We start from the raw sequence: 24,983 nt of genomic DNA on the forward strand, positions 1-24,983 counted from the left end.
CCAGGCTGCGCGCACTTCGTGCGCTTCTCCCTCCCACTGCCGGGGGTAACACCGACGGCCCGGCAAGGCCGGCGGTGTTTCTTGAATGAAGATATTGCGGCCTTTTATTGTTGTGTTGTTGTTGAATTGAAGGAGTAGTTTTCATGGCTGAATCCATTGTTATCGTCGGCGCGGCGCGCACGCCCATGGGCGGTTTCCAGGGCGACTTTTCTTCTTTGGCAGCGCACGACCTTGGCGGCGCTGCGATCAAGGCTGCCGTGGAGCGAGCAGGTGTCGCGCCCGAGTCGGTGGGCGAGGTGCTGTTCGGCAATTGCCTGATGGCGGGCCAGGGTCAGGCGCCTGCGCGGCAGGCGGCCTACAAGGGCGGGTTGCCGGACAGCGCGGGCGCGGTCACGCTCAGCAAGATGTGCGGCTCGGCCATGAAGGCCGCGATGCTGGCGCACGACATGCTGCTGGCGGGCACGAATGACGTGATCGTCGCGGGCGGGATGGAGAGCATGACGAACGCGCCCTACCTCATGCTCAAGGGCCGCGGCGGCTACCGCATGGGCCATGACCGCATCTTCGACCACATGATGCTCGACGGCCTGGAGGACGCCTACCAGCCGGGCCGCTCGATGGGCACGTTCGGCGAAGACTGCGCGGCCAAGTACAGCTTCACGCGCGAGCAGCAGGATGCCTTTGCCATCGCCAGCGTCGAACGGGCCAAGAAGGCGACCGATACCGGCTTGTTCAAGGACGAGATCGCGCCCGTCACCGTCAAGGGCCGCGGCGGGGACACCGTCATCTCGATCGACGAAGGTCCGGGCAAGGTCAAGCTCGACAAGATCAAGACGCTCAAGCCGGCCTTCAAGAAGGACGGTGGCACCATCACGGCCGCATCGAGCTCGTCCATCAACGACGGCGCCGCGGCACTGGTCATGATGACCGAGTCGCATGCCAGGAAGATCGGTGCCAAGCCGCTCGCACGCCTGGTGGGCCACGCCACGCACGCGCAGCAACCCGAGTGGTTCTCGACCGCGCCGGTGGGGGCCGTCGGCAAGCTGTTCAAGAAGACCGGCTGGAGCGTGAAGGACGTCGACCTGTGGGAAGTCAATGAGGCCTTTGCGGTGGTGCCGATGGCGCTGATGCACGAGCTGAGCGTCTCGCACGACATCGTCAACGTGCACGGCGGCGCCTGCGCGCTGGGCCACCCGATCGGCGCCAGCGGCGCGCGCATCATGGTCACGCTGATCCATGCGCTGAAGTCGCGCGGGCTGAAGCGGGGCGTGGCCACGCTGTGCATCGGCGGCGGCGAGGGCACGGCGGTGGCGCTCGAACTGCTCTGAATTTCGATTTCCGACGGCCTGCGCGCGGCCCGGCTGGCAGCGCATTCCCAGCTTCGAAAAACAACCACCGAATCGAAGGATCTTCCGTGCACTCGCGCCTATCCCGTACCGTGCTGGCAACCCTGCTGGCATCGGCATTCCTGACGCCTGGCGTGCTGGCGCAACCCAAGCGCGACAACGCGCTGTTCGATGCCGCTACCGCCGAGCAACCGGCCGTGCTCAAGACGCTCGAAAAGCTGGTCAGCATCGAAACCGGCACCGGCGACGTGCAAGGCATCGCCAACGCGGGCAAGTTTCTCGAGGACGAGTTGAAGGCGCTGGGTTTCACCGTCATGCGCATCAAGGCCGCTGGCGGTGTGGTCGGCGACAACATCGTCGGCAAGCTCAAGGGCAAGGGCGGCAAGCACCTGCTGCTGATGTCTCACATGGACACCGTCTATCCCAAGGGAACCCTGGCCAAGGCGCCGTTCCGCGTCGAAGGCAACAAGGCCTACGGCCCCGGCATTGCCGACGACAAGGGTGGCAACGCGGTCATCCTGCACACGCTCAGGTTGCTGAAGGCCTACGGCGTGCGCGACTACGGCAGCATCACCGTGCTGTTCAACACCGATGAAGAAAAGGGTTCGTTCGGGTCGCGCGACCTGATCCAGGAAGAGGCGAAGCAGGCCGACTACGTGCTGTCGTTCGAACCCAGCCCGGCAGACGTCGAGCAGTTCCCGGTGGGCACTTCGGGCATTGCGTACGTGCAGGCCAACATCACGGGCAAGGCCTCGCATGCAGGCGCAGCGCCAGAGCTTGGCGTCAACGCGGTGGTCGAGGCAGCCGACCTGGTGTTGCGCACCATGGACATCGACGACAGGTCCAAGGGGCTGCGCTTCAACTGGACCATCATCAAGGGCGGTGGCCCGTCCAACAACATCATTCCCGACAGCGCCACGGTGAATGCGGACGTGCGCTACACGCGCAACGAGGAATTCGAAGCCGCGATGAAGACGCTGGAAGAGCGCGCGCAGAAGAAGAAGGTGCCTGGCGCCGAGGTCGCCATCGTCATCACGCGCGGACGCCCCGCCTTCTCCGGCGGCGAGGGCGGACGCAGGCTCATCGACAAGGCCGTGGGTTTCTACAAGGAAGCCGGCGGCGTCGTCGAGGTAGAGGAGCGGGTGGGTGGCGGCGGCACCGACGCGGCCTATGCGTCGCTCTCGGGCAAGCCCGTGATCGAAGGCATGGGCCTGCCGGGCTTCGGCTATCACACCGACAAGGCCGAATACGTGGTGGTCGACGCGATTCCGCGCCGGCTCTACATGGCCGCGCGCATGATCATGGACCTCGGACAAGGAAAGTAGACATGACCCCCTGGCTTTTCACTCGCTTCACTCGTGCAACTCCACCCCCCGAGAGGGCGGCGCGCCTCGCTTTGGGGCGGTCCGGCGGCGGGCGCTGATCATGTTGCTGACCGCCGACCAGGAAGCCATCCGCGACGCCGTTCGAGACTTTGCGCAAGCCGAACTGTGGCCGCACGCGCCGACGTGGGACCGGGAGCACAGCTTCCCGAAGGAAGTGCACCAAGGCCTTGCCGCGCTTGGCGCGTACGGCATCTGCGTGCCGGAGGAAGACGGCGGTGCCGGGCTCGACTACCTCACGCTTGCGCTGGTGCTCGAGGAGATCGCGGCCGGCGATGGCGGCACCAGCACGGCGATCAGCGTCACCAACTGCCCGGTCAACGCGATCCTCATGCGCTACGGCAACGCGCAGCAGAAGAAGAAGTGGCTGCATCCGCTGGCGCAGGGGCAGATGCTCGGCGCCTTCTGCCTGACCGAACCGCAGGCGGGCAGTGATGCGTCGTCCTTGCGCACCACGGCCAGGCGCGATGGCGACGGCTATGTGATCGACGGCGTCAAGCAGTTCATCACCAGCGGCAAGAACGGGCAGGTGGCCATCGTCATTGCCATGACCGACAAGGCCGCCGGCAAGAAGGGCATGAGCGCGTTCGTGGTGCCGACCGACGCGCCGGGCTACAACGTGGCGCGTCTGGAAGACAAGCTTGGCCAGCACAGCAGCGATACCGCGCAGATCAACTTCGACGGTTGCCGAATCGCGGCAGAAAACCTGATCGGCCAGGAGGGCGAGGGCTACAAGATTGCGCTGGGCGCGCTCGAAGGGGGGCGCATCGGTATTGCCGCGCAAAGCGTGGGCATGGCTCGCAGTGCGTTCGAGGTGGCGCTGGCCTACGCCAAGGAGCGGCAAGCCTTCGGCAGCGCCATCTTCGATCAGCAGGCCGTGGGCTTTCGGCTGGCCGAGTGCGCGACGCAACTCGAGGCCGCACGTCAATTGATCTGGCACGCCGCCAGCCTGCGCGACGCCGGTCGGCCCTGCCTGAAGGAAGCCGCCATGGCCAAGCTCTTCGCCAGCGAGATGGCCGAGAAAGTCTGCAGCGCCGCGATCCAGACGCTGGGCGGCTACGGCTACGTGAACGACTTTCCGCTGGAGCGCATCTACCGCGACGTGCGCGTGTGCCAGATCTACGAGGGCACTTCGGATATCCAGAAGTTGTTGATTCAGCGCTCGCTGGCCTGAGTCCGTTCTCATGGCCGAACTCCAGTGCCCCTGCGGCCGTAGCGACCAGCGTGCGCGGCCGTTGCCGTATGCGCAGTGCTGTGGCCGCTACGTCGACGACTTCGATGCCACGCCGGCGCCGGATGCCGAATCGCTGATGCGCTCGCGCTACACGGCTTTCGTGCGCGAGCGGGCCGACTATCTGCTGGCCACCTGGCATGCCAGCAAGCGGCCGTCGCGGGTGAGCTTCGACTCGGGCGTGCGGTGGCTCGGGCTGGAGGTGCGCGCGCGAAGCATGGTCGATGGCGAGCACGCCGAGGTCGAATTCGTGGCGCGCCAGCGCGATGCCACGGGCCGCGCCAGCCGGCTGGTCGAGCGCAGCCGCTTCGTGCGCGAAGGCGGGCGCTGGTATTACGTCGACGGCGGCCTGCGGTGACGTGCCTTGCGCCCGGGCGATAAAAGAACGAAAACGCGGGTGAGGCCCGCCCGGCTTGCGTAAGACGCTATCAATTCAGTAGCGGATCGGGCGATTGTGTCCATATTGGCGACAGACCGATTCCACTTGAAGTATTTATCTGGCGCGCGACAAGCGGCACACTGCAAGGCCATGTTGCGGGCGTACTGTGCGCCTGCGTGGGCCACCTTGCAGCAAGACTCGAAAGGCACATCCGATGTCCACAAGAGAAAAATACGCGCGTCCCGGAGTGCAGCAGCAGCGGCCGCCATGGCCGGCCCTTGCAGCGGCGTTGTGCCTCGCAGTGCCGGTGGCGCAGGCGCAGACTGAAGAATCGATCCGCGCGTTTTCGAGCGCGACAGGCGACCAGCCGCCCGCGCCCTGGCACTTCAGCGGGTTGCCGAACAAGGTGCCAACGAAATTCGAGGTCGTGCAGCAGGGTAACCAGCGTGTGCTCAGGGTGGAATCCGACAAGTCCTACGGAACGCTGGTCCACCGCACGCATATGCCCTTGCAGCGTGAGCCCACGCTGACCTGGCGCTGGCGTGTGGAGCAGTTCGTGCAGGGCGCCGACCTGCATGTAAAGGCCGGCGACGACGGCGCGGCCAAGCTCTGCGTGTTCTTCAACCTGCCGGCCAGCCAGCTCTCGGTCACGGAGCGCGCCCAGCTGAAATTGGCGCGCGCAGTGAGCGGTGAGGATGTGCCGACTGAAATCCTCTGCTACGTCTGGGATATCAAGGAGCCGAAGGGCAGCCAGTTCGTGAATGCGTTCACCAACCGCATGCAAATGCTGGTGCTCGAGTCCGGCCCCACATCCGCGGCTGGCGGCTGGGTGTCGGAAAAGCGCAATGTGCTCGAGGACTTCCGGCGCGCCTTCGGTCGCGAGGCGGGTACCACGGTGCCGGATGTGGCGGCAGTCGCGGTCGCGGCCGATTCGGACAACACGCAGAGTCGCGGGCTGTCCTTCTTCTCGGACATCGACCTGAAGGGCACCACGCCCGTGGAGATTGCCGGCACGAAGCCGGCGGAATAGCCTCGAACAACTTTCCATCCGCTCATGAACGATCTCGTCTCGCTCCTCGCCAGTCAGGGCCCCCTCGTAGTGTTTGTTGCCACGCTCGCGGCACGGCTGGGCGCGCCGGTGCCGGCGGTGCCGTTTCTCATCGTGGCGGGCGGGCTGTCGGTAGGCGGACAGATCTCGTTCACGGCGGTGGTGGCCGCGTCCGTGGTCGGCAACATCCTCGGCGATGGCGCATGGTTCCTGGCCGGGCGGCGCTGGGGCTATCGGGTGATGCGGCTGCTGTGCCGGATCTCCCTGTCGGCCGATTCGTGCGTGCAGCGCAGCGAATCGATTCTCGGCCGCTGGGGCGGTCTCTCGCTGATCGCGGCCAAGTTCGTGCCGGGTGTGTCGGTGGTGGCGCCGCCCATGGCCGGCGCACTGGGTATGTCGAACCTGCGCTTCCTGGCGTACGAAACGGCGGGTGCGTTGATCTGGGGGCTGGGCTTCCTGCTGGTCGGCTGCGTCTTTCATTCGGCCATCAAGGACGTGCTCGCCGTGCTGTCGCAGATCGGCATCACCGCTGCAGTGATCTGCGCCGCGCTGCTGCTGGTGTTCATCGGATGGCGCTACCGGGTGCGCCGGGCTGCGCAGGTGGCGAATGACATCGAGCACATTGCGGTCGACGTCCTGCGCGCGGCGCTGGCGAGCGGCAGCGCACCCACGGTGATCGATGTGCGCGGCGCAGCGGCGCGCGCGCTGGACACACGGGTCATTCCGGGCGCGGTCGGCATTGAACTCAAGCACTTGCCGAAGGGGCTGGGGCCGCTCGCGGATGGGCGCGAACTGGTGGTGTTCTGCGATTGTCCTGATGACGCGTCGGCGCTTGCCGGTGCGCGCCTGTTGATCGCCGCCGGCCTGCCGAGGGTGCGCGTGCTGCGAGGTGGCCTGGACGCGTGGGTCGCCGCCGAGGCGGCCGCGGCGTTGCCGCAAGCGGACGCGGTGCCGGCCTGAATCCGTGCTGCAGGGCGGGCGCCGTTGATAGGATCGGCGCATGCCCCAATTCCCATTTGACGCCGTGCTTTTCGACTGCGATGGCGTGCTGGTCGACTCCGAACCGATCACCAACGGCGTGCTGCGCGACATGCTCGAGGAACTGGGCTGGGCGCTCACGCTCGACGAATGCATGCGCACCTTCGTGGGCAAGGCGGTGAAGGACGAAGCCGCGCTCATTCAGCAGAAGACCGGCGTGGCAATCACGCCCGAATGGCTCAAGGGTTTCCAGGCGCGTCGCAACGAGGCGCTCGATCGCGACCTGCTCGAAGTGCCGGGTGCCCTTGCGGCGGTGCGCGCGCTGCATGCCACGCTGCAGGGCCGTATCGCCTGCGCGTCGGGGGCGGACCGTGGCAAGGTGCGGTTGCAACTCGACAAGGTTGGCCTGCTCGACGCATTCGACGGGCGTATCTTCAGCGGGCACGAGACGCCGCGCAGCAAGCCTTATCCCGACGTCTACCTTGCGGCTGCCGCGGCGCTCGGCGTTGTCCCGTCCCGCTGCGCGGTGATCGAGGACACCGTGACGGGCGCCGCCGCCGGTGTTGCCGCTGGCGCCACGGTGTTCGGCTATAGCCCCGGTGGCCTCAGCCACAGCAGCGCCGACGCGCTGCGCGCCACCGGTGCGTGCCAGGTGTTCGTCGACATGGCGCATTTGCCGGCACTGCTTGCAGGCTGGCGCTCCGGGCCGCAGCCGGGTTGAGCGGCCTGTCGCAGTTTTTCAGGCCAGCGCGCAGTACTGGGTGAGCTGTTCGACCAGGTGCGCGAAGGTGGCGCGAATGCGCCGCACCCGGCGCAAGTCTTCGTGCATGGTGACCCAGGTGTCGAGTCCCGCGGCGAGCGCGCCCGGCAGCACCTGCCTCAGCGCCGGGTTGCGCGCCGCCAGTGCCTTCTGGCAGATGCCGATGCCCAGGCCTGCGTGAATGGCGCCGAGCTGCGCCAGGTGGTTGTCGGTGCGGCAGACGGACATGCCGCGGCGCCAGTCGATCCCGCTACCGCGCAATGCGCGCAGGTCGTTCGTATTGCGGTCGGGGCCGATCATGGCGAAGCGGCTCAGGTCCTGAAGGCATTGCGGCGTTCCGTGCCGCTCGAGGAATTCGGCCGTCGCGAACATCCCGAGCTCGACCCGGCCGACGCGCGTGGCCACGATCGCCGCCTGCGTCGGCTGCACCATGCGGATCGCGATGTCGGCCTCGTGCCGCAGCAGGTCCTCCGTCTTGTCCGTCAGGCTCAGTTCGAACACCACGCCGGGATGTGCGTCGCGCAAGCCCGCCAGCATCTGGGGCAACACGAGCGCGCCGATCACGACGCTGGCGCTGATGCGCACCACGCCCGACATCGTATCGGCGCCCCCCGACGCAGCGCGCGAAAAGGCATCGGCGGCAGCCGCCATGGTTTCGGCATGCGCGGCCAGTTCGTGCGCTGCGTCGGTGGGCGAGAGGCCACCAGGCGAGCGCGTGAACAACGCCACGCCGACCGAGCGCTCCAGCGCGTCGAGACGGCGCCGCACGGTCGGCTGTGCAACACCGAGCGCGCGCGCGGCGGCGGAGAGGCTGCCTTCGCGCAGCACGGCAAGAAAGGCGCGCTGGTTCTCCCAGCCGGTGGTGTCGAGGCTCATACATTTCATACTAGCCGATCGACTGCTTTGGCCAATTGTGTCGATCCCCGCTTGCCACAAGAATCGAGCCTTCACACACAGGAGTTGGTCATGGCGAACAAGGGATTTGCATTGGTGCTCGGCGCAACCGGCGGTGTCGGCGGGGAGGTCGCGGCGACGCTGCTGCGGCGCGGCTGGCAGGTTCGCGGCCTGGCCCGCGATCCGGCGAAGGGGGCGGCGCAGTGGCGCGCGGACGGCGTGCCGCAACCGGAATGGCTGCGTGGAGACGCGATGGACGCGGGCAGCGTCGTCGCGGCGGCGCGTGGCGCGGCGCTGATCGTTCACGCGGTCAATCCGCCGGGCTATCGCAACTGGGAAACGCTGGTCCTGCCGATGCTCGAGAGCACCATCGCCGCGGCCCGCGCCTCGGGCGCCCGCATTCTCTTGCCGGGCACGGTCTACAACTACGGACCGGACGTGCTCTGTGCAGGGCACGATGTGGTCGAAAGCGCGCCGCAGCGGCCGACCACCCGCAAGGGCAAGATCCGCGTGCAGATGGAAGCACGGCTGCGCGAAGTCGCGCAGGAGGGCATCCGCTCGCTGGTGGTGCGGGCCGGCGATTTCTTCGGGCCGAACGCCGGCAACAACTGGTTTGCGCAAGGCCTGGTCAAGCCCGGGCAGGTTCCAGCCGCGATCAGCTATCCCGGCGACGCGGGCATCGGCCACCAGTGGGCCTATCTGCCCGATGTCGCGGAGACCATGGTGCGATTGGTCGAGCGATCGGAAGCACTGGGCGCCTTCGAGACCTTCCATATGGACGGCCATTGGGATGCCGACGGCACGAAGATGATCGACGCCATCCGGCGTGCGTTGGGCGACCGCGCGCCGGAGTCAAGGCGCTTCCCCTGGTGGCTCATTCGCTTGGCGCAGCCCTTCGTGCCGATGTTTCGCGAACTCATGGAGATGCGCTACCTGTGGCGCATGCCGTTGCGCCTGTCGAACGCGCGCCTCGTGGCGGTGCTGGGCAGCGAGCCGCACACGCCGCTCGACCGGGCGGTTGAGACGACGCTGGCCGGCCAGGGCTGCATGCCCGGCGACCGCTCGCGCGCCGCCGGCGTGGGCGCGGATGGTGTTCGGCGCGTGCTCACCTCCTGACACAAATCGGCGCAACGATTCTTTGCGCAGTCGACGCTGGTCGCGCCTAGAATCCGCCTCGCTCCGGGGTACACGCATGAGCGTGCTGAGATGGTTGTCAGGCAACCGAACCCGCGAACTTGAACCGGTTAGTACCGGCGGAAGAAGAGCTGCAGTTTGATTCGATCCAGAGGTCCGCCGCGGCCTCGGGTCTGTCGGGCGATTGCGGAGCACCCTCATCAACCCAGGAGTGCCCCCATGAATGCAGTCGACAAGTTTGCCTCGTTGCTCACACTGACGCGCGAGCCCTTCCCCGCTTCCACCAAGTCCGCCATCACCGGCAGCCGGCCCGACCTGCGCGTGCCCGTGCGTGACGTGGCCCTGACCAATGGCGAGGTGGTGTCGCTCTACGACACCTCGGGGCCGTACACCGATGCCACGGTCGACATCGATGTGCGGCATGGATTGCCCAGCGTGCGCGCCGCATGGGTTGCCGAGCGCGGCGATACCGAAAGCTACGACGGCCGCCTGCGCGCGGCGCTGGACGACGGCGTGAAGCATGAAGAACGCATGTCCGACAAGGAAGGCGAGCGCATAGCGCAACTGCGCGCGGAAGCCTCGGCATTGCAACGCACGCCGCGCCGTGCCAGGAGCGGCGCGAACATCACCCAGATGCACTACGCGCGCCGCGGCATCGTCACGCCCGAGATGGAATACGTGGCGCTGCGCGAGAACGGAAAACGCGAGTGGATGGCCGAGTACCTCGACAACGACGAGCGCGCGCGACGCGTCGCCGGCAACCCGATGGGCGCACGCATTCCGCAGATCATCACGCCCGAGTTCGTGCGCGACGAGGTGGCGCGCGGCCGCGCGATCATCCCGGCCAACATCAATCATCCCGAGGTCGAGCCGATGGCGATCGGGCGCAACTTCAGGGTGAAGATCAACGCCAACATCGGCAACTCGGCGGTCACCTCGAGCATCGAGGAAGAAGTCGAGAAGCTCGTGTGGGCGATCCGCTGGGGCGCGGACAACGTGATGGACCTTTCCACCGGCAAGAACATCCACACGACGCGCGACTGGATCGTGCGCAACTCGCCGGTGCCGATCGGCACGGTGCCGATCTACCAGGCACTGGAGAAAGTGGGCGGCGTGGCGGAAGACCTCACCTGGGAGATCTATCGCGACACGCTGATCGAGCAGGCGGAGCAGGGGGTCGACTACTTCACCATCCATGCGGGGCTGCGCCTGCCCTTCATCCATCTCACCGCGAACCGCATGACCGGCATCGTCTCGCGGGGCGGCTCGATCATGGCCAAGTGGTGCATCGCGCATCACAAGGAGAGCTTCCTCTACACGCACTTCGAGGACATCTGCGACATCATGAAGGCGTACGACGTGAGCTTCTCGCTCGGCGACGGCCTGCGCCCGGGCTCGGGTGCCGATGCCAACGACGAGGCGCAGTTTGCCGAGTTGCGCACGCTCGGCGAACTCACGCAGGTCGCGTGGAAGCATGACGTGCAGACCATGATCGAAGGACCGGGCCACGTGCCGATGCACTTGATCCAGGCCAACATGGATGAGCAGTTGAAGACCTGCCACGAGGCGCCGTTCTACACGCTCGGCCCGCTGACCATCGACATCGCACCGGGCTACGACCACATCGCCAGCGCGATCGGCGCCGCGATGATCGGCTGGGCCGGCACCGCGATGCTCTGCTACGTCACGCCCAAGGAACACCTCGGCCTGCCGGACCGCGATGACGTGAAGCAGGGGATCATCGCGTACAAGATCGCGGCGCACGCGGCCGACGTTGCCAAGGGCCATCCGGGTGCGCGCTCGCGCGATGACGCATTGAGCAAGGCGCGCTTCGAGTTTCGCTGGCAGGACCAGTTCAACCTCGGCCTCGACCCCGACACGGCGCGCGACTTCCACGACGAGACGCTGCCCAAGGACGCGAGCAAGACGGCGCACTTCTGCTCGATGTGCGGGCCGAAGTTCTGCTCGATGAAGATCACGCAGGAGGTGCGCGAGTACGCCGCGGCGAAGGGGCTGGCCGAAGACGCCGCGCTGGCCGCGGGCATGGTCGACAAGTCGGCGGCATTCAAGGCCGGCGGCGGCGAGATCTACATCCCGATCCGCAGCGGCGCCTGACAGCGTCGGCCATGGCGTCGGGCGCACCACCTGGCCGCGCCTTCGGCCACGGCCCGCCGGCCTCGGTGGAGGCGCGCGCAACCACCCGTGCTTGCCCGGGGTTACGTGCAGGCCACCGGTGCGCCTAGACTGCGGCGATGATCGTTCTTCACCACTGCACGAGCGCCCGCTCGTTCCGTCCGCTGTGGACGCTCGAGGAACTGGGCGCGGAGTACGAGCTGCGCATGCTTCCCTTTCCGCCGCGCGTGCTGGCGAAGCCCTACCTGGAGATCAATCCGCTGGGCACCGTGCCATTGCTCGTCGACGGCGACACGCGGATGACCGAATCGGCCGCGATGTGCCAATACCTCTCGGCGCGCTGCGATCCGGGCAACCGCACGGGCCTGCAGGTGCGCGCCGACGATCCGGCTTTCGGTGCCTGGCTGAACTGGCTGCATCACGGCGAGGCGACGCTGACCTTTCCCCTGACCATCGTGCTGCGCTACGGCTACTTCGAGCGGCCGGAGCGCCGCCTGGCGCAGGCGGCAGACGACTATGCCAAGTGGTTCCTCTCGCGGCTGCGCGGCATCGACGCCGTGCTCGCGAACAACGAATGGCTGTGCGCCGGCCGTTTCACGGCTGCCGACGTGTCGGTCGGCTATGCACTGATGCTGGCCAACGACATCGGCCTGTGCCCACGTTTTCCGCCGGGCGTGGCGAGGTACTGGCAGCGGCTGCAGCAACGGCCGGGCTACCTGCGCGCGATGGCGGCGCAGCACGCGGCCGCGGTGGCGCAAGGCGTGTCGCCGGATTCCTCCGCGGTGTTGAAACCGACCTGACGCAGGTATGCCGCGCACTGACGAACTGCCGCCGCTTGCCGACCTCGCCGCGCGCGTGGGCGCGATATTGCGGGAGCGTGGCCAGCGGGTGGCCGTGGCGGAGTCTTCCGCGGGCGGCCTCGTGTCGGCGGCGTTGCTGGCCATACCCGGCGCGTCGGCGTTCTTCCTTGGCGGGGCGGTCGTCTACTCGCGTCGGGCCGGCAGGAACCTGCTTGGCGTGACACAGGACGACATGGCCCACATGCGCGCGGAGACGGAGCCGTATGCCACGTTCATCGCCGGCCGCATGCGCGACACGCTTCACGCGACATGGGGGATTGCCGAAAGCGGCGCAGCCGGCCCCCTCGGCAGTCCGTACGGCGACGCGCCGGGCCACGTGTGCGTGGCGGTGGTCGGCGCGACGACCAGGGCCCGGACCATCGAAACCGGTGACACGGATCGCGCCGCCAACATGGATGTGTTCGCGCGGCAATTGCTCTTGCTGTTCGACGAAGTGCTGCAGGGTTCGGCGTCGACCTGAAGCAGGGAAATTGCGTTTGGGGAGCGTTGTTGACGGCACGTTCTCCGCACCGCGAGTCGGAATGTTTTCGGCGTGCTCGACGGACCGGTCTGGTCAGCTTCCCTCAAGGCTTGCGCTGTATGGTCCGCGAGCTAAATGCCAGGGCCGACCTCTCGGCCCGTTCCACTGATTGCATGACATCCACTGCCGCTGCTTCCTCGCACGTCGAACCGACGACATCTCAAAAAATAGCCTTGCTGGCCTGCGGTGTTCTGATCGTCGCAGGCCTTCTCTACGGCAGCACGCTGCCACCCTTCCTGCCGGGTGCCTTCCTGTCGGCGCTGGCATGGAAGTACTCGGCGCTGCTGTCCATCCCGCTCGCCTACCTGCTGCTGGAGGGCAACAAGGGCAAGCATGTGCCGCCCGGGCCGTACCTCGTCATCCTTCCGTTCGTCGTGTACTTTGCCTTTGCGCAACTGGTGCTCTTCATCCCCGACCTCATCGTGAACTTCAGCGGCTATCCGCGCGCCAGCGAGATCGTGTCGGTGTCGCAGGTGGAGGAAAACAGCCCGACCTGCGGCAGGCAGGCGCACGTGGAGTTGGCGGATTACTCGCCGGTCTCGTTCGAACTCTGCGTGCCGCAGTCGCTCGCCCAGACGCTGATCGCAGGCGACAAGCTTCGCCTGGAAGGCAAGGCCGGTCTTGGCGGACTGCTCGTGCTGCGGCAGGTGAAGCTCTGAACACCGGTGCCAGGCTGGCCGTCACGGCATTGCTGGCGGTCGTACTGGCTGTCACCGTCTACGTCAGCAGGATTGCGCCATTCCTGGCTGGCGACTTCCTCTCGGACCTGGCCTGGAAGTACTCAGCCTTGCTGTCCCTGCCGCTGGCCTGGCTGGTGCTGAAGCTCGGGCAACGCGACAGGTTGATCAAGGGGCCACGCATCGTCGTGGTGCCCCTCGCGCTGTATTTCATAGTGGCCAGGTTGGTGCTGGGAATCCCCAATGTTTGCGTCGACCTCGGGGACTATCCGCATGCCAGCGAAGTGGTGACCGTAGACAGCGTTCGTGCAAGCAACGTGACATGCCAGAAGGACGCCGGCGTGGATCTGGCTGGCTACTCGGAGTTCTCGTTCGACCTGTGCGTGCCGCAGGCCCTGGCCGCGACACTGCAGCCGGGCGACAAGCTCCGGGTGGAAGGCAAGGCCGGGCTCGGTGGCTTGCTGGCGACGGATCAGGTCAAGCTGTGAGCGATTCCGCGTACCACTCGCCGACGTCCGCGCCCGGGTCGGAGATCGGGTGCAGCTTGTCGCTGCGGCAGAAGTAGGTCCAGCCTTCGAAGGCGACGTCGTAGTAGGTGCCCGGCAGGTAGCTCAGGTCCGGTGCCTCGTAGGGGGCAGACACCACTTCGACGATTCGCCCGACCGCGCCGCGTGTGGCGGGGCTGGCCTCGCAGCTGCTGTCGACGTAGCAGAGGGTGCCGATCTGGATGGTCATCGCGAGTCCTCCTTCGGAGAAAAGACGGTGAAGATGGCCATTTTGCGGCGGGAGGCGTCTGCATGAGAGCGGCCGGGCTATTCACCCTTCGCCAACCGAGCGGCGCCGCAGCGCCCCCGGCGACTCGCCTGTCCACTCCCGGAATGCCCGCGAAAAGCTCTTTTCGTTGCGAAAGCCTACGGCCAGCGCGACCTGCTTGATAGGCCGCGTGGTGCGGCGCAGCTGGTCGATGGCCTGGTCCTTGCGCACCTCGTCTTTCAGCGCCTGCAGCGACACGCCTTCCTCATTGAGTTGCCGATGCAGCGTGCGCGTGGAGATGTTGAGCAGGGCGGCGAGCGCCTCGGCATGGATGGCTTCGGCGGGCCGCGCGCGCATCAGCTCGCGCACCCGTTGGCCCAGGAGGCGATCGCGTCGGTACTGCAGCACGGTCAGCGGCAGCGCGCGCTTGAGCATGGTGCGCAAGGCGCGCTCGTCGCGCTGCAGCGGCAAGGCCAGGTAGCGCGCGTCGAAGCTGTAGCCGGCACGGGCCGCGCCAAAGCGCAACTCGCCGCCGAACATCAGCGGGTAGGCGTCGCGATGCAGCGGCGCGTCGAACGGAAAACTGGCCTCGCGCAGCGGGATGCGCGAGTCGATGGCCCAGCAGGCGTAGCCATGGAGGAAGCGCAGGTTCGAGACCAGGCAGAACTCGCGGAACGCTCCCAGCTCGCGCTGCTCGGTGATGGCCAGCGTCGCCACGCCGCCGGTCACCTGCAGATCGAGCAGGATGTCTTCGGTGAGCAGCCGGTAATGCCGGCACCAGCGCTTGACGGCCACGCCGAGGTCGGGCGAGCCCAGGGAGGCACGGCACAGCATGCCGTAGGTGCCCCATGGCAATTTCCGCGAGAACCAGCCGAGCGCCTCGTCGTCGAGTTCCTGCATCGCATGGGCATTGAGCGCTTCGAACTGGGCGGCGGTGACGCGAGCTTGTGGCTTGTTCACATCGCGCGGCGCAATGTGTGCCGCGCGGAGTGCGGCGGCGGGGTCGACGCCATGACGTTGATAACCCAGCGTGATCGCTTTGACGAAGGCCATCGGCGTGGCCGCACGGCCGGCAGGAAGAAGGTGTGTCGATGACATGGTGCGTTGCGAATCAGGTGGCGCAATTTGCAACCATTGTGGCGCCATTTGCGCCGGCTCTGGGCGTAAGCTGCGGATCTGCGCGCGCCGACCCGCGGCGCTCTGGACACCCTTGAGGAGACAAAATCCCATGCACGATCCCGGCCTGAACTTCGACCTGGGCGACACCATCGATTCGCTGCGCGATGCCATCCAGGACTTCGCCGCCCACGAGATCGCGCCGCGCGCGGCAGACATCGACCGCGACAACCTGTTCCCGCGCGACCTGTGGAAGAAGCTCGGTGACCTCGGCCTGCACGGCATGACGGTGAAGGAGGAGTACGGCGGCACGCAGCTCGGCTATCTCGCGCACATCGTGGCGATGGAAGAAGTCTCGCGCGCCTCGGCGTCGGTGGGCCTGTCGTACGGCGCGCACTCCAACCTGTGCGTGAACCAGATCCACCGCAACGGCACCGATGCGCAGAAGAAGAAATACCTGCCCAAGCTGGTCAGCGGCGAGCATGTGGGCGCGCTGGCTATGAGCGAACCCAACGCGGGTTCCGACGTGGTGAGCATGAAGCTCAAGGCCGAGAAGAAAAGCGGCTACTTCGTGCTCAACGGCGGCAAGATGTGGATCACCAACGGCGGCGATGCCGACACGCTGGTCATCTATGCCAAGACCGAGCCCGAGATGGGCGCTCGCGGCATGACCGCCTTCATCGTCGAGAAGAACTTCAAGGGCTTCTCGGCTGGCACCAAGCTCGACAAGCTCGGCATGCGCGGCTCCAACACCTATCCGCTGTTCTTCGACAACTGCGAAGTGCCGGAAGAAAACGTGCTCGGCGGCGAGGGCATGGGCGCCAAGGTGCTGATGAGCGGCCTCGACTACGAGCGCGCCGTGCTGTCGGGCGGGCCGCTCGGCATCATGGCCGCGTGCATGGACGCGGTGCTGCCGTACATCCACGAGCGCAAGCAGTTCGGCCAGAGCATCGGCGAGTTCCAGCTGATGCAGGGCAAGCTGGCCGACATGTACTCGACCTGGCAGGCGACACGGGCGTACGTGTACGCGGTGGGCAAAGCCTGCGATCGCAACGACCATGCGCGCACCTTCCGCAAGGACGCGGCCGGCGCGATTCTCTATTCGGCCGAGAAGGCGACGTGGATGGCCGGCGAGGCGATCCAGACGCTGGGCGGCGTCGGCTACACCAAGGACTTCCCGGTGGAGCGCCTGTGGCGTGACGCGAAGCTGTACGAGATCGGCGCGGGCACCAGCGAAGTCCGTCGCATGCTGATCGGGCGCGAGCTCTTCGCCGAGACTGCATGACGCTATTGGCTCCCTCTCCCGCCCGGAGAGGGTTGGGGTAAGGGAATCGCGCGTTCAACCGGCCCTTGTGGCGAAAGACCAGGAGAGACAACAGATGAGTGAACCGAGCATCGCACACGGCGCCACCGACGTGCCGTTGATCGAACAGACCATCGGCGCCTTCTTCGACGGCATGGTCGCGAAGCAGCCGGACCGTGAGGCGCTTGTGAGCCGCCACGAAGGCCTGCGCTTCACCTACCGCGAACTGCAGACCGAATCGAACCGCCTCGCCAGTGCACTGCTGAACCTGGGCTTGAACCCGGGCGACCGCGTCGGCATCTGGTCGCACAACAACGCGCCCTGGGTACTGATGCAACTCGCGACCGCGAAGATCGGCCTGATCCTCGTCAACATCAACCCGGCCTATCGCACGTCGGAAGTCGAATACGCGCTCAACAAGGTCGGCTGCAAGGCGTTGGTGACGATGGCGCAGTTCAAGACCAGCGACTACCTCGGCATGCTGCGCGAACTCGGCCCGAAGAAGCTGCCGCTGCTGCAGCACACCGCATGGATCGACAAGCCCGGCGAAGGCGATCGGGACGGCATGCAGCGCTTCTCGCAACTGCTGGCGAACGGCGATCCGGCCGACGCGCGCATCGCCCGGATCGACAAGACGCTGAAGGCCACGGATCCGATCAACATCCAGTTCACCAGCGGCACCACCGGCTTCCCCAAGGGCGCGACGCTGACGCACCGAAACATCCTGAACAACGGCTTCTTCATCGGCGAGTGCATGAAGCTCACGCCGGCGGACCGGCTCTGCATTCCCGTGCCGCTTTATCACTGCTTCGGCATGGTGCTGGGCAACCTGGCGTGCATCACGCACGGATCGACCATCGTGTACCCCAACGACGGCTTCGACCCGCTCACCGTGCTTGAAACGGTGCAGGCCGAGAAGTGCACCGGGCTGCACGGCGTGCCCACCATGTTCATCGCCGAGCTCGACCATCCGCGCTTCAAGGAGTTCGACTTGTCGAGCCTGCGCACCGGCATCATGGCCGGCTCGCCGTGCCCGACCGAGGTGATGAAGCACGTGGTCGAGCAGATGCACCTGCGCGAGATCACCATTGCCTACGGCATGACCGAGACCAGTCCGGTGAGCTGCCAGAGCAGCACGGACACGCCGCTGGCCAAGCGTGTCTCCACGGTCGGCACGGTTCAGCCGCACCTCGACATCAAGATAGTCGACCCCGCGACCGGCGCCATCGTGCCTCGCGGCCAGTCGGGCGAGTTCTGCACGCGCGGCTACTCGGTGATGCACGGCTACTGGGAAGACGAGCCGAAGACCCGCGAGGCCATCGACGACGAGCATTGGATGCACACCGGCGACCTGGCCACGATGGACGACCAGGGCTACGTCAACATCGTCGGCCGCATCAAGGACCTGGTGATTCGCGGCGGCGAGAACATCTACCCGCGCGAGATCGAGGAATTCCTGTACCGCCATCCGAAGGTGCAGGACGTGCAGGTCGTCGGCCTGCCCGACAAGAAGTACGGCGAGGAGCTTTGCGCATGGATCGTGTCCAAGCCCGGCCAGACCGTGAGCGAAGAAGAGGTGCGCGAATTCTGCAAGGGCCAGATCGCGCACTACAAGGTGCCGAAATACATACGCTTCGTCCCGGAGTTCCCCATGACGGTGACCGGCAAGATCCAGAAGTTCAAGATTCGCGATGCGATGAAGGATGAGCTCGGGCTGAACGAGGAGAAGACGGCATGAAGCCGGACACGGACAGCCTGACGAAGAAGAATCGTTCCGTCCCCGGCACTCGCATTGACACAAACACATGACCAAACTCGAATCCAAACTCAACCCCCGCTCCGCCGACTTCCAGGCCAATGCCGCTGCGATGCGGGCGCTGGTCGATGACCTGCACAAGCAGTTCGCCAAGGTCGAGGCCGGTGGTGGAGAGGCGGCGCGGGCCAAGCACACTGCGCGCGGCAAGCTGCTGCCGCGGGACCGCGTCGCGGAGCTGCTCGACCCCGGCACGCCGTTCCTCGAGGTCGCACCGTTGGCCGCGCATGCGATGTACCTCGACGGCAAGGGTGTCGAGTCGGCCCCCGGCGCGGGCATCATCGCGGGCATCGGCCGCGTGAGCGGTGTCGACTGCATGATCGTCTGCAACGACGCGACGGTGAAGGGCGGCACCTACTACCCGATGACGGTCAAGAAGCACCTGCGCGCGCAAGAGATTGCCGAGCAGAACCGCCTGCCCTGCATCTACCTCGTCGACTCGGGCGGCGCCAACCTGCCGAACCAGGACGAGGTCTTTCCGGACCGCGAGCACTTCGGCCGCATCTTCTACAACCAGGCGCAGATGAGCGCGCAGGGCATCCCGCAGATCGCGGTGGTCATGGGCTCCTGCACCGCGGGCGGCGCCTATGTGCCGGCGATGAGCGACGAATCGATCATCGTGAAGGACCAGGGCACCATCTTCCTGGGCGGCCCGCCGCTGGTGAAGGCTGCCACGGGCGAGGTCGTGACGGCCGAGGACCTGGGCGGCGGCGACGTGCACACGCGCCTGTCGGGCGTGGTCGATCATCTGGCGCAGAACGATTTGCATGCGCTGGCGCTCGCGCGATCGGCGATCGCCAACATCAACCGCAAGGACGCGACCGATGCGCCACATCCGGGCGTGGCCGCGCCGGACTTCCCGCGCGATGAACTGTATGGCGTGATCCCCACCGACACGCGCAAGCCTTTCGACGTGCGCGAGATCATCGCGCGCATCGTCGACGCCAGCGAGTTCCACGAGTTCAAGGCCCGTTTCGGCGCCACGCTGGTCTGCGGCTTTGCCGAGATCGAAGGCATGCCGGTCGGCATCATCGCCAACAACGGCATCCTGTTCTCGGAGTCGGCGCAGAAGGGCGCGCACTTCATCGAGCTGTGCTGCCAGCGCAAGATCCCGCTGGTGTTCCTGCAGAACATCACCGGGTTCATGGTCGGGCGCAAGTACGAGAACGAAGGCATTGCGCGCCACGGCGCCAAGATGGTGACGGCGGTGGCCACAGCCAACGTGCCGAAGTTCACCATCATCATCGGCGGCAGCTTCGGCGCCGGCAACTACGGCATGTGCGGCCGCGCCTATTCGCCGCGCTTCCTGTGGATGTGGCCGAACGCGCGCATCAGCGTCATGGGCGGCGAGCAGGCCGCGAGCGTGCTGGCCACCGTCAAGCGCGACGGCATCGAGCTGAAAGGCGGTAGCTGGAGCGCCGAACAGGAAGAAGCCTTCAAGGCGCCGATCCGCCAGCAGTACGAAGACCAGGGCCACCCTTACTACGCCACCGCGCGGCTGTGGGACGACGGCATCATCGATCCGGCCGACACGCGCCGCGTGCTTGCGCTGGGCCTGTCCGCCGCGCGCAATGCGCCGATCCCCGAGCCGAAGTTCGGCGTGTTCCGCATGTGAATGCAAAAACGGGAGATCGCCATGCAGCTCCAGAAATACTTTGCCTCGCTCGCGCGCTATCACGCGTGGGCCACGGCGCGGCTGCTCGATTCGAACCTGGCGTCGATCAGCGACGACGAGTGGCATCGCAACAGCGGCCTGTATTTCGGCTCGGTGCATCGCACGATCAACCACCTGCTGGTGACCGACAACATCTGGTACGCGCGCTTTGCCGAGAACCATTCGCTGCGCCTGGCGCTGGACACCGAACTGCATCGCGAACGTGCGTCGGTGGTCGCCGGGCTGTCGGCGGCCGTCCAGCGCTGGTCGCCCTGGCTCGCCACGCTCGACGCGGCCCGCTTCGAAGGCGATCTGGTCTACACCCGCAACAACGGCGAGTCGGTGCGCATTCCCTTTGCGCCCGCGCTCGGCCATGCTTTCAACCACGCGACCCATCATCGCGGCCAGCTTTCGGCCGCGCTCACTGCCATGGGCCGTCCCGGGCCCGAGCTCGACTGGGTCTATCTGCTGCAGCAAAGGGCACGCACCTGATGACGACCGGAACACCTCCATTCACCACGCTCGAAGTCGAGGCCGAAGGGCCGGTGGCGCGCATCTGGCTCAATCGGCCTGATCTGCGCAATGCCTTCGACGAAGTCGTCATCGCGGAACTGAGCGCGGCGTTTGCATCGCTCGCCACGGCGCCTTCGGTGCGCGTGATCGTGCTCGGCGCGCGCGGCCCTGCTTTTTGCGCCGGCGCCAACCTGAACTGGATGCGGCGTGCCGCGGACTTCACGCGCGAGCAGAACATGGCCGATGCGGGCGGGCTGGCCGCCATGCTGCGTGCGATCCACGAATGCCCCAAGCCTGTGGTTGCGCGCGTGCAGGGCGACGTGTACGCCGGCGGCATGGGACTGGTCGCGGCCTGCGACATGGCAGTGAGCGTCGACACGGCGTGGTACTGCCTCAGCGAAGTCAAGATCGGCCTGATCCCCGCGACCATCAGCCCGTACGTGCTGCGCGCGATGGGCACGCGAGCGGCGCAACGCTACTTCCTGACGGCCGAGCGTTTCACCGCGGCCGAGGCGCATCGCATCGGGCTCGTGCATGAAGTGGCCGCGGCCGACGCGCTCGACGCCAAGGTCGACGAGCTCGTCAAGGCGCTGTGCAATGCCAGCCCGGCGGCCGTGCGCGCCTGCAAGACGCTGATTGCCGACGTGGCTGGCCGCGAGATCGACGATGCGCTGGTTGCGCAGACCGTGAGCGGCATTGCCGACATACGTGCCAGCGAAGAGGGCCGCGAAGGCGTGCAGTCGTTCTTGCAGAAGCGCAAGCCAAGCTGGCTGCAGCCAACCTGAATCACTGGCAGCCGAACGCAGAAGACCCGAAGCCACCTCGATGAACACCCTCGACATGCCCCAACTGCTCGCCCTCGCCGGTGCCATCGGCTGGGCCAGCGGAGTGCGCCTGTACCTCGTGGTGCTTCTCGTGGGCCTGGCGGGCTACTTCGGCTGGATGCCCCTGCCCGGCGGGCTGCAGTTGCTGGCCCATCCGGCGGTGCTGCTGGCGAGCGGCTTCATGGTGTTCGTCGAGTTCTTCGCCGACAAGATCCCGGGCCTCGATTCGCTCTGGGACATGGTGCACACGGTGATCCGCGTGCCGGCGGGCGCGGCGCTCGCGGCCGGCGTGTTCGGTGCCGACCATGCCGCGATGGCGCTGGTGGCTGCGCTCATCGGCGGCGGCCTGGCCGCGACCGCGCACACCGCCAAGGCGACGACGCGCGCCGCCATCAATACCTCGCCCGAGCCCTTCAGCAATGTCGGCGCCTCGCTGGTCGAGGACAGCATGGTGCCCGCCAGCCTGTGGCTCGCGGTGGCGCACCCGCTGGTGTTCTTCGTCGTGTTCGTGCTCGTGCTGGTGCTGAGCGTCTGGCTCATTCGCAAGAGCTGGCGCTTCCTGCGCGGGCTCATCGCCCGTGTAACGCGCATCTTCAGCGGCAAGCCCGATCCGGGCGTCGTGCCGGCGTTCCAACTCAAGAAAACCTCCCCGGAAGACAACCCCCATGTTTAAGAAGATCCTGATCGCCAACCGCGGAGAGATTGCTTGCCGTGTCGCTGCAACGGCGCGCCGCATGGCGATCCGCACCGTGGCCGTGTATTCCGATGCCGACGCGCATGCCAACCATGTGCGGGCCTGCGACGAGTCGGTGTACCTCGGCGGCAGCGCGCCGAAGGACAGCTACCTGCGCTGGGAGAAGATTCTCGAGGCCGCGAAGGCGACCGGCGCCGAAGCAATCCACCCCGGCTACGGCTTCCTCAGCGAGAACGAGGAGTTCGCGCAAGCCTGCGCCGACGCCGGCCTGGTCTTCATCGGCCCGCCGCCCTCGGCGATCAAGGACATGGGCCTGAAGGCCGAGTCCAAGCAACTCATGGAAAAGGCCGGCGTGCCGCTGGTGCCCGGCTACCACGGCAGCGAGCAAGACCCGGCGCTGCTGCAGCGCGAGGCCGACCGCATCGGCTACCCGGTGCTCATCAAGGCCAGCGCGGGCGGCGGCGGCAAGGGTATGCGTGCGGTCGACAAGGCCGAAGACTTCGCGGCAGCGCTGGCCTCCTGCAAGCGCGAGGCGATCAACAGCTTCGGCGACGACGCGGTGCTGATCGAGAAGTACGTGCAGCGCCCGCGCCACATCGAGATCCAGGTGTTCGGCGACACGCACGGCAACTGCGTCTATCTGTTCGAGCGCGATTGCTCGGTGCAGCGGCGCCACCAGAAGGTGCTGGAGGAAGCGCCCGCGCCCGGCATGACCGAGTCGATGCGCGCGGAAATGGGTGCGGCCGCGGTCGCCGCGGCCAAGGCCGTCAACTACGTGGGCGCCGGCACGGTCGAATTCATCGTCGAGCAGCGTGATGGCGGCGCGATGAATTTCTTCTTCATGGAGATGAACACGCGCCTGCAGGTCGAGCATCCGGTGACCGAAGCCATTACCGGCCTCGACCTCGTCGAATGGCAACTGCGTGTCGCCTCCGGCGAGACGCTGCCCCTGAAGCAGGAGCAACTGCAGATTCACGGCCACGCGATCGAGGCGCGCATCTGCGCCGAGAACCCCGACAACAACTTCCTGCCCGCCACCGGCACGCTGCACGTCTACCGCAAGCCGCAGGCCACCGCGTTCCAGCGCAGCCGCGTGCGCATCGACGACGGCGTGCGCGAGGGCGGCGAGATCTCGCCGTTCTACGACTCGATGATCGCCAAGCTCATCGTGCATGGCAGCACGCGCGCCGAGGCGCTGGCGCGGCTCGACGCGGCGCTGGCGCAGGTGCACATCGTCGGCGTGGCGACCAACGTGCAGTTCCTGCGCGGCATCCTCGCCACCGACTCGTTTGCCAATGCCAACCTCGACACCGCACTGATCGAGCGCGAGCGCGCCGTGCTGTTCGACCGTGAGCCGCTCGGCCTGCCGCTTGCAGCCGCGGCGGCCATCACGCGCCAGTGCATCACAGAATGGCCGGCGGCAATGCCCGAGCCCTTCGCACGGCGCGATGGCTTCCGTGCGCTCGGCGAGTATGTGCGCCGATTCGATTTCGAGTTCCGCGGCGAGGCGGTATCGGCGTCGCTGACCTACAAGCGCGACGGCAGCTTCCACCTTGCGGCCGGCGGCGTGGCTGGGCCGCTCGTGGTCGGGCAGTTCCCATCCGGCGATTTCGAAGTCGAGTTCGACGGCGCACGCCACACGCTGAACGTCTACGAACGCGACGGAACGTCCCACGTCTTCGCGGCGCAAGGTGCCACGAAGATCCTTTCGGTCGACCGCCTCGCGCATGCCGGCGACACCCATGCCGAAGGCGGCCGACTTACCGCGCCCATGCCCGGCAAGGTCGTCTCCTTCGCCGTCAAGGCGGGCGACAAGGTCCTCAAGGGCCAGCCGCTCGCAGTGATGGAGGCCATGAAGATGGAGCACACCATCGCCGCCCCCGCGGATGGCACGGTCGAGGAACTGATGTTCGCGCCGGGCGACCAGGTGGCGGAAGGCAACGAGTTGCTGCGCCTGGCGGCGTGACTGGGTCGCTTGGGTAAGCTGCGCCCATGCGCATCACCGTCTACCTCACCGACAACCGCCCCGAGCCCTGGGTCGAAAGCCTTCGTGCCGAGTTGCCCGATGCCGACATCACGGCATGGACGCCCGGCGCGCCGATGGCCGACCATGCGGTGGTGTGGGCGCCGCCGCAGTCGTTCCTCGACGAGCAACGGCAACTGCGCGGCATGTTCAACATCGGCGCCGGCGTCGATGCGTTGTTCAAGCTGCGCCTGCCGCCGCAAACGCGCATCGTGCGGCTCGACGATGCGGGCATGTCGGTGCAAATGGCCGAGTATGTTTGCCATGCGCTGATCCGCCACTTCCGCGAATTCGATGTCTACGAGGCCGATGCGCGCGAAGGCCGCTGGAGCTATCGCCGGCCGCGTTTGCGCAGCGACTTCCCGGTCGGCGTGATGGGCCTCGGCGTGCTCGGCGAGCGCGTGGGCAAGGCCATTGCGCAGTTCGAGTTCCCGGTGATGGGCTGGAGCCGGACGCCGAAGCGCATCGATGGCATCCAATGCTTCGCCGGCGACGAGGGATTCGACGACTTCCTGGCCGCCAGCCGCATGCTGGTCTGCCTGCTGCCGCTCACGGTCGAGACACGCGGCATCCTGCGGCGCGAACACCTGTTGAAGCTGAACGGCGGCAAGCCGGGCGGCTACATCGTCAATGTGGCGCGCGGCGCGCACCTGGTCGACGGCGACCTGATCCCGCTGCTGGACGCGGACCAACTCGCGGGAGCGACGCTCGACGTGTTCACCGACGAACCGCTGGCGCCGGAGCACCCGTTCTGGCGCCATCCGAAGATCACCGTCACACCGCATGCCTCGGCGCGCACGCTGCGCGAAGAGTCAGTGGCGCAGATCGCCGCGAAGATCCGCGCGCTCGAGGCCGGCGCGAGCTTCGACACCTTGCCTGGCGTGGTCGATGCCGGCCGCGGCTACTAGGCGAATCGCGGGAAGGGCGGCTATCGTGCGCACGGTCGTC

The 24,983-nt window shown here is 66.8% G+C and carries 24 protein-coding genes and 1 riboswitch; of the genes, 21 read left to right on the top strand and 3 right to left on the bottom strand.

From position 1 onward, the window contains the following. Window positions 1–143 precede the first annotated feature (143 nt). From WKW80_RS17955 to WKW80_RS17985, 7 genes are all read left to right on the top strand, one after another. Window positions 144–1,328, top strand: a complete 1,185-nt coding sequence (locus WKW80_RS17955; protein WP_340364922.1) for an acetyl-CoA C-acyltransferase — start codon at window positions 144–146, stop codon at window positions 1,326–1,328. A gap of 86 nt (window positions 1,329–1,414) precedes the next feature. Then, complete coding sequence (locus WKW80_RS17960) at window positions 1,415–2,671, top strand: glutamate carboxypeptidase (protein WP_340364923.1); 1,257 nt, start codon at window positions 1,415–1,417, stop codon at window positions 2,669–2,671. Window positions 2,672–2,771: 100 nt separating this feature from the next. Further along, complete coding sequence (locus WKW80_RS17965; protein WP_340364924.1) at window positions 2,772–3,902, top strand: acyl-CoA dehydrogenase family protein; 1,131 nt, start codon at window positions 2,772–2,774, stop codon at window positions 3,900–3,902. Between the two features lie 10 nt (window positions 3,903–3,912). Further along, the gene (locus WKW80_RS17970; RefSeq protein WP_340364925.1) at window positions 3,913–4,317 is read left to right on the top strand and encodes a YchJ family protein; all 405 of its coding nucleotides are present in this window, start codon (window positions 3,913–3,915) and stop codon (window positions 4,315–4,317) included. Between the two features lie 235 nt (window positions 4,318–4,552). Next, window positions 4,553–5,368 carry a DUF3047 domain-containing protein gene (locus tag WKW80_RS17975; RefSeq protein ID WP_340364926.1) on the top strand — a complete coding sequence of 272 codons (816 nt, stop codon included), beginning with the start codon at window positions 4,553–4,555 and terminating at the stop codon, window positions 5,366–5,368. A gap of 24 nt (window positions 5,369–5,392) precedes the next feature. Continuing rightward, window positions 5,393–6,346: a rhodanese-like domain-containing protein gene (locus tag WKW80_RS17980; RefSeq protein ID WP_340364927.1), complete on the top strand. Its 954-nt coding sequence runs from the start codon at window positions 5,393–5,395 to the stop codon at window positions 6,344–6,346. A gap of 40 nt (window positions 6,347–6,386) precedes the next feature. Further along, on the top strand, window positions 6,387–7,085 hold the full coding sequence (locus tag WKW80_RS17985) for an HAD family hydrolase (protein WP_340364928.1): 699 nt from the start codon (window positions 6,387–6,389) through the stop codon (window positions 7,083–7,085). An 18-nt stretch (window positions 7,086–7,103) separates the two neighbouring features. On the opposite strand, the gene WKW80_RS17990 is transcribed toward WKW80_RS17985, so the two are convergent. Further along, complete coding sequence (locus tag WKW80_RS17990; protein ID WP_340364929.1) at window positions 7,104–8,000, bottom strand: LysR family transcriptional regulator; 897 nt, start codon at window positions 7,998–8,000, stop codon at window positions 7,104–7,106. A 90-nt stretch (window positions 8,001–8,090) separates the two neighbouring features. On the opposite strand from WKW80_RS17990, the gene WKW80_RS17995 reads away from it, so the two are divergent. The 6 genes from WKW80_RS17995 to WKW80_RS18020 all read left to right on the top strand — a co-directional run bounded on the left by WKW80_RS17995 (window position 8,091) and on the right by WKW80_RS18020 (window position 13,830). Next, a complete protein-coding gene (locus tag WKW80_RS17995) occupies window positions 8,091–9,134 on the top strand; it encodes an NAD-dependent epimerase/dehydratase family protein (protein WP_340364930.1) in 1,044 nt (347 codons plus the stop codon). 54 nt (window positions 9,135–9,188) lie between these two features. Beyond that, window positions 9,189–9,297, top strand: a riboswitch (TPP riboswitch). Window positions 9,298–9,371: 74 nt separating this feature from the next. Beyond that, window positions 9,372–11,267, top strand: coding sequence for a phosphomethylpyrimidine synthase ThiC (gene thiC / locus WKW80_RS18000; protein WP_340364931.1), 1,896 nt, complete (start codon window positions 9,372–9,374; stop codon window positions 11,265–11,267). Between the two features lie 137 nt (window positions 11,268–11,404). Then, entirely contained in the window at window positions 11,405–12,085 is a 681-nt protein-coding gene (locus tag WKW80_RS18005) for a glutathione S-transferase family protein (protein ID WP_340364932.1), read from the top strand. Between the two features lie 7 nt (window positions 12,086–12,092). After that, complete coding sequence (locus tag WKW80_RS18010; RefSeq protein ID WP_340364933.1) at window positions 12,093–12,605, top strand: CinA family protein; 513 nt, start codon at window positions 12,093–12,095, stop codon at window positions 12,603–12,605. A 173-nt stretch (window positions 12,606–12,778) separates the two neighbouring features. Then, entirely contained in the window at window positions 12,779–13,324 is a 546-nt protein-coding gene (locus WKW80_RS18015) for a hypothetical protein (RefSeq protein ID WP_340364934.1), read from the top strand. Between the two features lie 29 nt (window positions 13,325–13,353). Next, window positions 13,354–13,830 carry a hypothetical protein gene (locus WKW80_RS18020; RefSeq protein WP_340364935.1) on the top strand — a complete coding sequence of 159 codons (477 nt, stop codon included), beginning with the start codon at window positions 13,354–13,356 and terminating at the stop codon, window positions 13,828–13,830. Here the strand turns inward: WKW80_RS18020 and WKW80_RS18025 are convergent. Beyond that, window positions 13,820–14,077: a hypothetical protein gene (locus tag WKW80_RS18025; RefSeq protein ID WP_340364936.1), complete on the bottom strand. Its 258-nt coding sequence runs from the start codon at window positions 14,075–14,077 to the stop codon at window positions 13,820–13,822. The two genes, WKW80_RS18020 and WKW80_RS18025, sit on opposite strands and share 11 nt — an antisense overlap. Before the next feature lie 81 nt (window positions 14,078–14,158). Beyond that, on the bottom strand, window positions 14,159–15,193 hold the full coding sequence (locus WKW80_RS18030; RefSeq protein WP_340364937.1) for an AraC family transcriptional regulator: 1,035 nt from the start codon (window positions 15,191–15,193) through the stop codon (window positions 14,159–14,161). A 130-nt stretch (window positions 15,194–15,323) separates the two neighbouring features. Between WKW80_RS18030 and WKW80_RS18035 the strand changes: the two genes are divergently transcribed. The 8 genes from WKW80_RS18035 (at window position 15,324) to WKW80_RS18070 (ending at window position 24,943) form a co-directional block, all read left to right on the top strand. After that, complete coding sequence (locus WKW80_RS18035; protein WP_340364938.1) at window positions 15,324–16,496, top strand: isovaleryl-CoA dehydrogenase; 1,173 nt, start codon at window positions 15,324–15,326, stop codon at window positions 16,494–16,496. Window positions 16,497–16,590: 94 nt separating this feature from the next. Further along, the gene (locus tag WKW80_RS18040; protein WP_340364939.1) at window positions 16,591–18,252 is read left to right on the top strand and encodes an AMP-binding protein; all 1,662 of its coding nucleotides are present in this window, start codon (window positions 16,591–16,593) and stop codon (window positions 18,250–18,252) included. A 67-nt stretch (window positions 18,253–18,319) separates the two neighbouring features. Beyond that, window positions 18,320–19,942, top strand: coding sequence for a carboxyl transferase domain-containing protein (locus WKW80_RS18045; RefSeq protein ID WP_340364940.1), 1,623 nt, complete (start codon window positions 18,320–18,322; stop codon window positions 19,940–19,942). 21 nt (window positions 19,943–19,963) lie between these two features. Then, window positions 19,964–20,473 carry a DinB family protein gene (locus WKW80_RS18050; RefSeq protein ID WP_340364941.1) on the top strand — a complete coding sequence of 170 codons (510 nt, stop codon included), beginning with the start codon at window positions 19,964–19,966 and terminating at the stop codon, window positions 20,471–20,473. Continuing rightward, window positions 20,473–21,279 (top strand): enoyl-CoA hydratase/isomerase family protein, encoded by an 807-nt coding sequence (locus WKW80_RS18055; protein ID WP_340364942.1) that lies wholly within the window; start codon window positions 20,473–20,475, stop codon window positions 21,277–21,279. The genes WKW80_RS18050 and WKW80_RS18055 overlap by 1 nt, the downstream gene beginning before the upstream one ends. 40 nt (window positions 21,280–21,319) lie before the next feature. After that, entirely contained in the window at window positions 21,320–21,991 is a 672-nt protein-coding gene (locus WKW80_RS18060; protein WP_340364943.1) for a DUF4126 domain-containing protein, read from the top strand. Next, window positions 21,984–23,978, top strand: a complete 1,995-nt coding sequence (locus tag WKW80_RS18065) for an acetyl/propionyl/methylcrotonyl-CoA carboxylase subunit alpha (RefSeq protein ID WP_340364944.1) — start codon at window positions 21,984–21,986, stop codon at window positions 23,976–23,978. The genes WKW80_RS18060 and WKW80_RS18065 overlap by 8 nt, the downstream gene beginning before the upstream one ends. A 26-nt stretch (window positions 23,979–24,004) precedes the next feature. Then, on the top strand, window positions 24,005–24,943 hold the full coding sequence (locus WKW80_RS18070; RefSeq protein ID WP_340364945.1) for a 2-hydroxyacid dehydrogenase: 939 nt from the start codon (window positions 24,005–24,007) through the stop codon (window positions 24,941–24,943). The last annotated feature ends 40 nt before the right edge of the window (window positions 24,944–24,983 follow it).

Origin of the sequence: Variovorax humicola, from assembly GCF_037889915.1 — a bacterium.
Taxonomy (GTDB): domain Bacteria; phylum Pseudomonadota; class Gammaproteobacteria; order Burkholderiales; family Burkholderiaceae_C; genus Variovorax; species Variovorax humicola.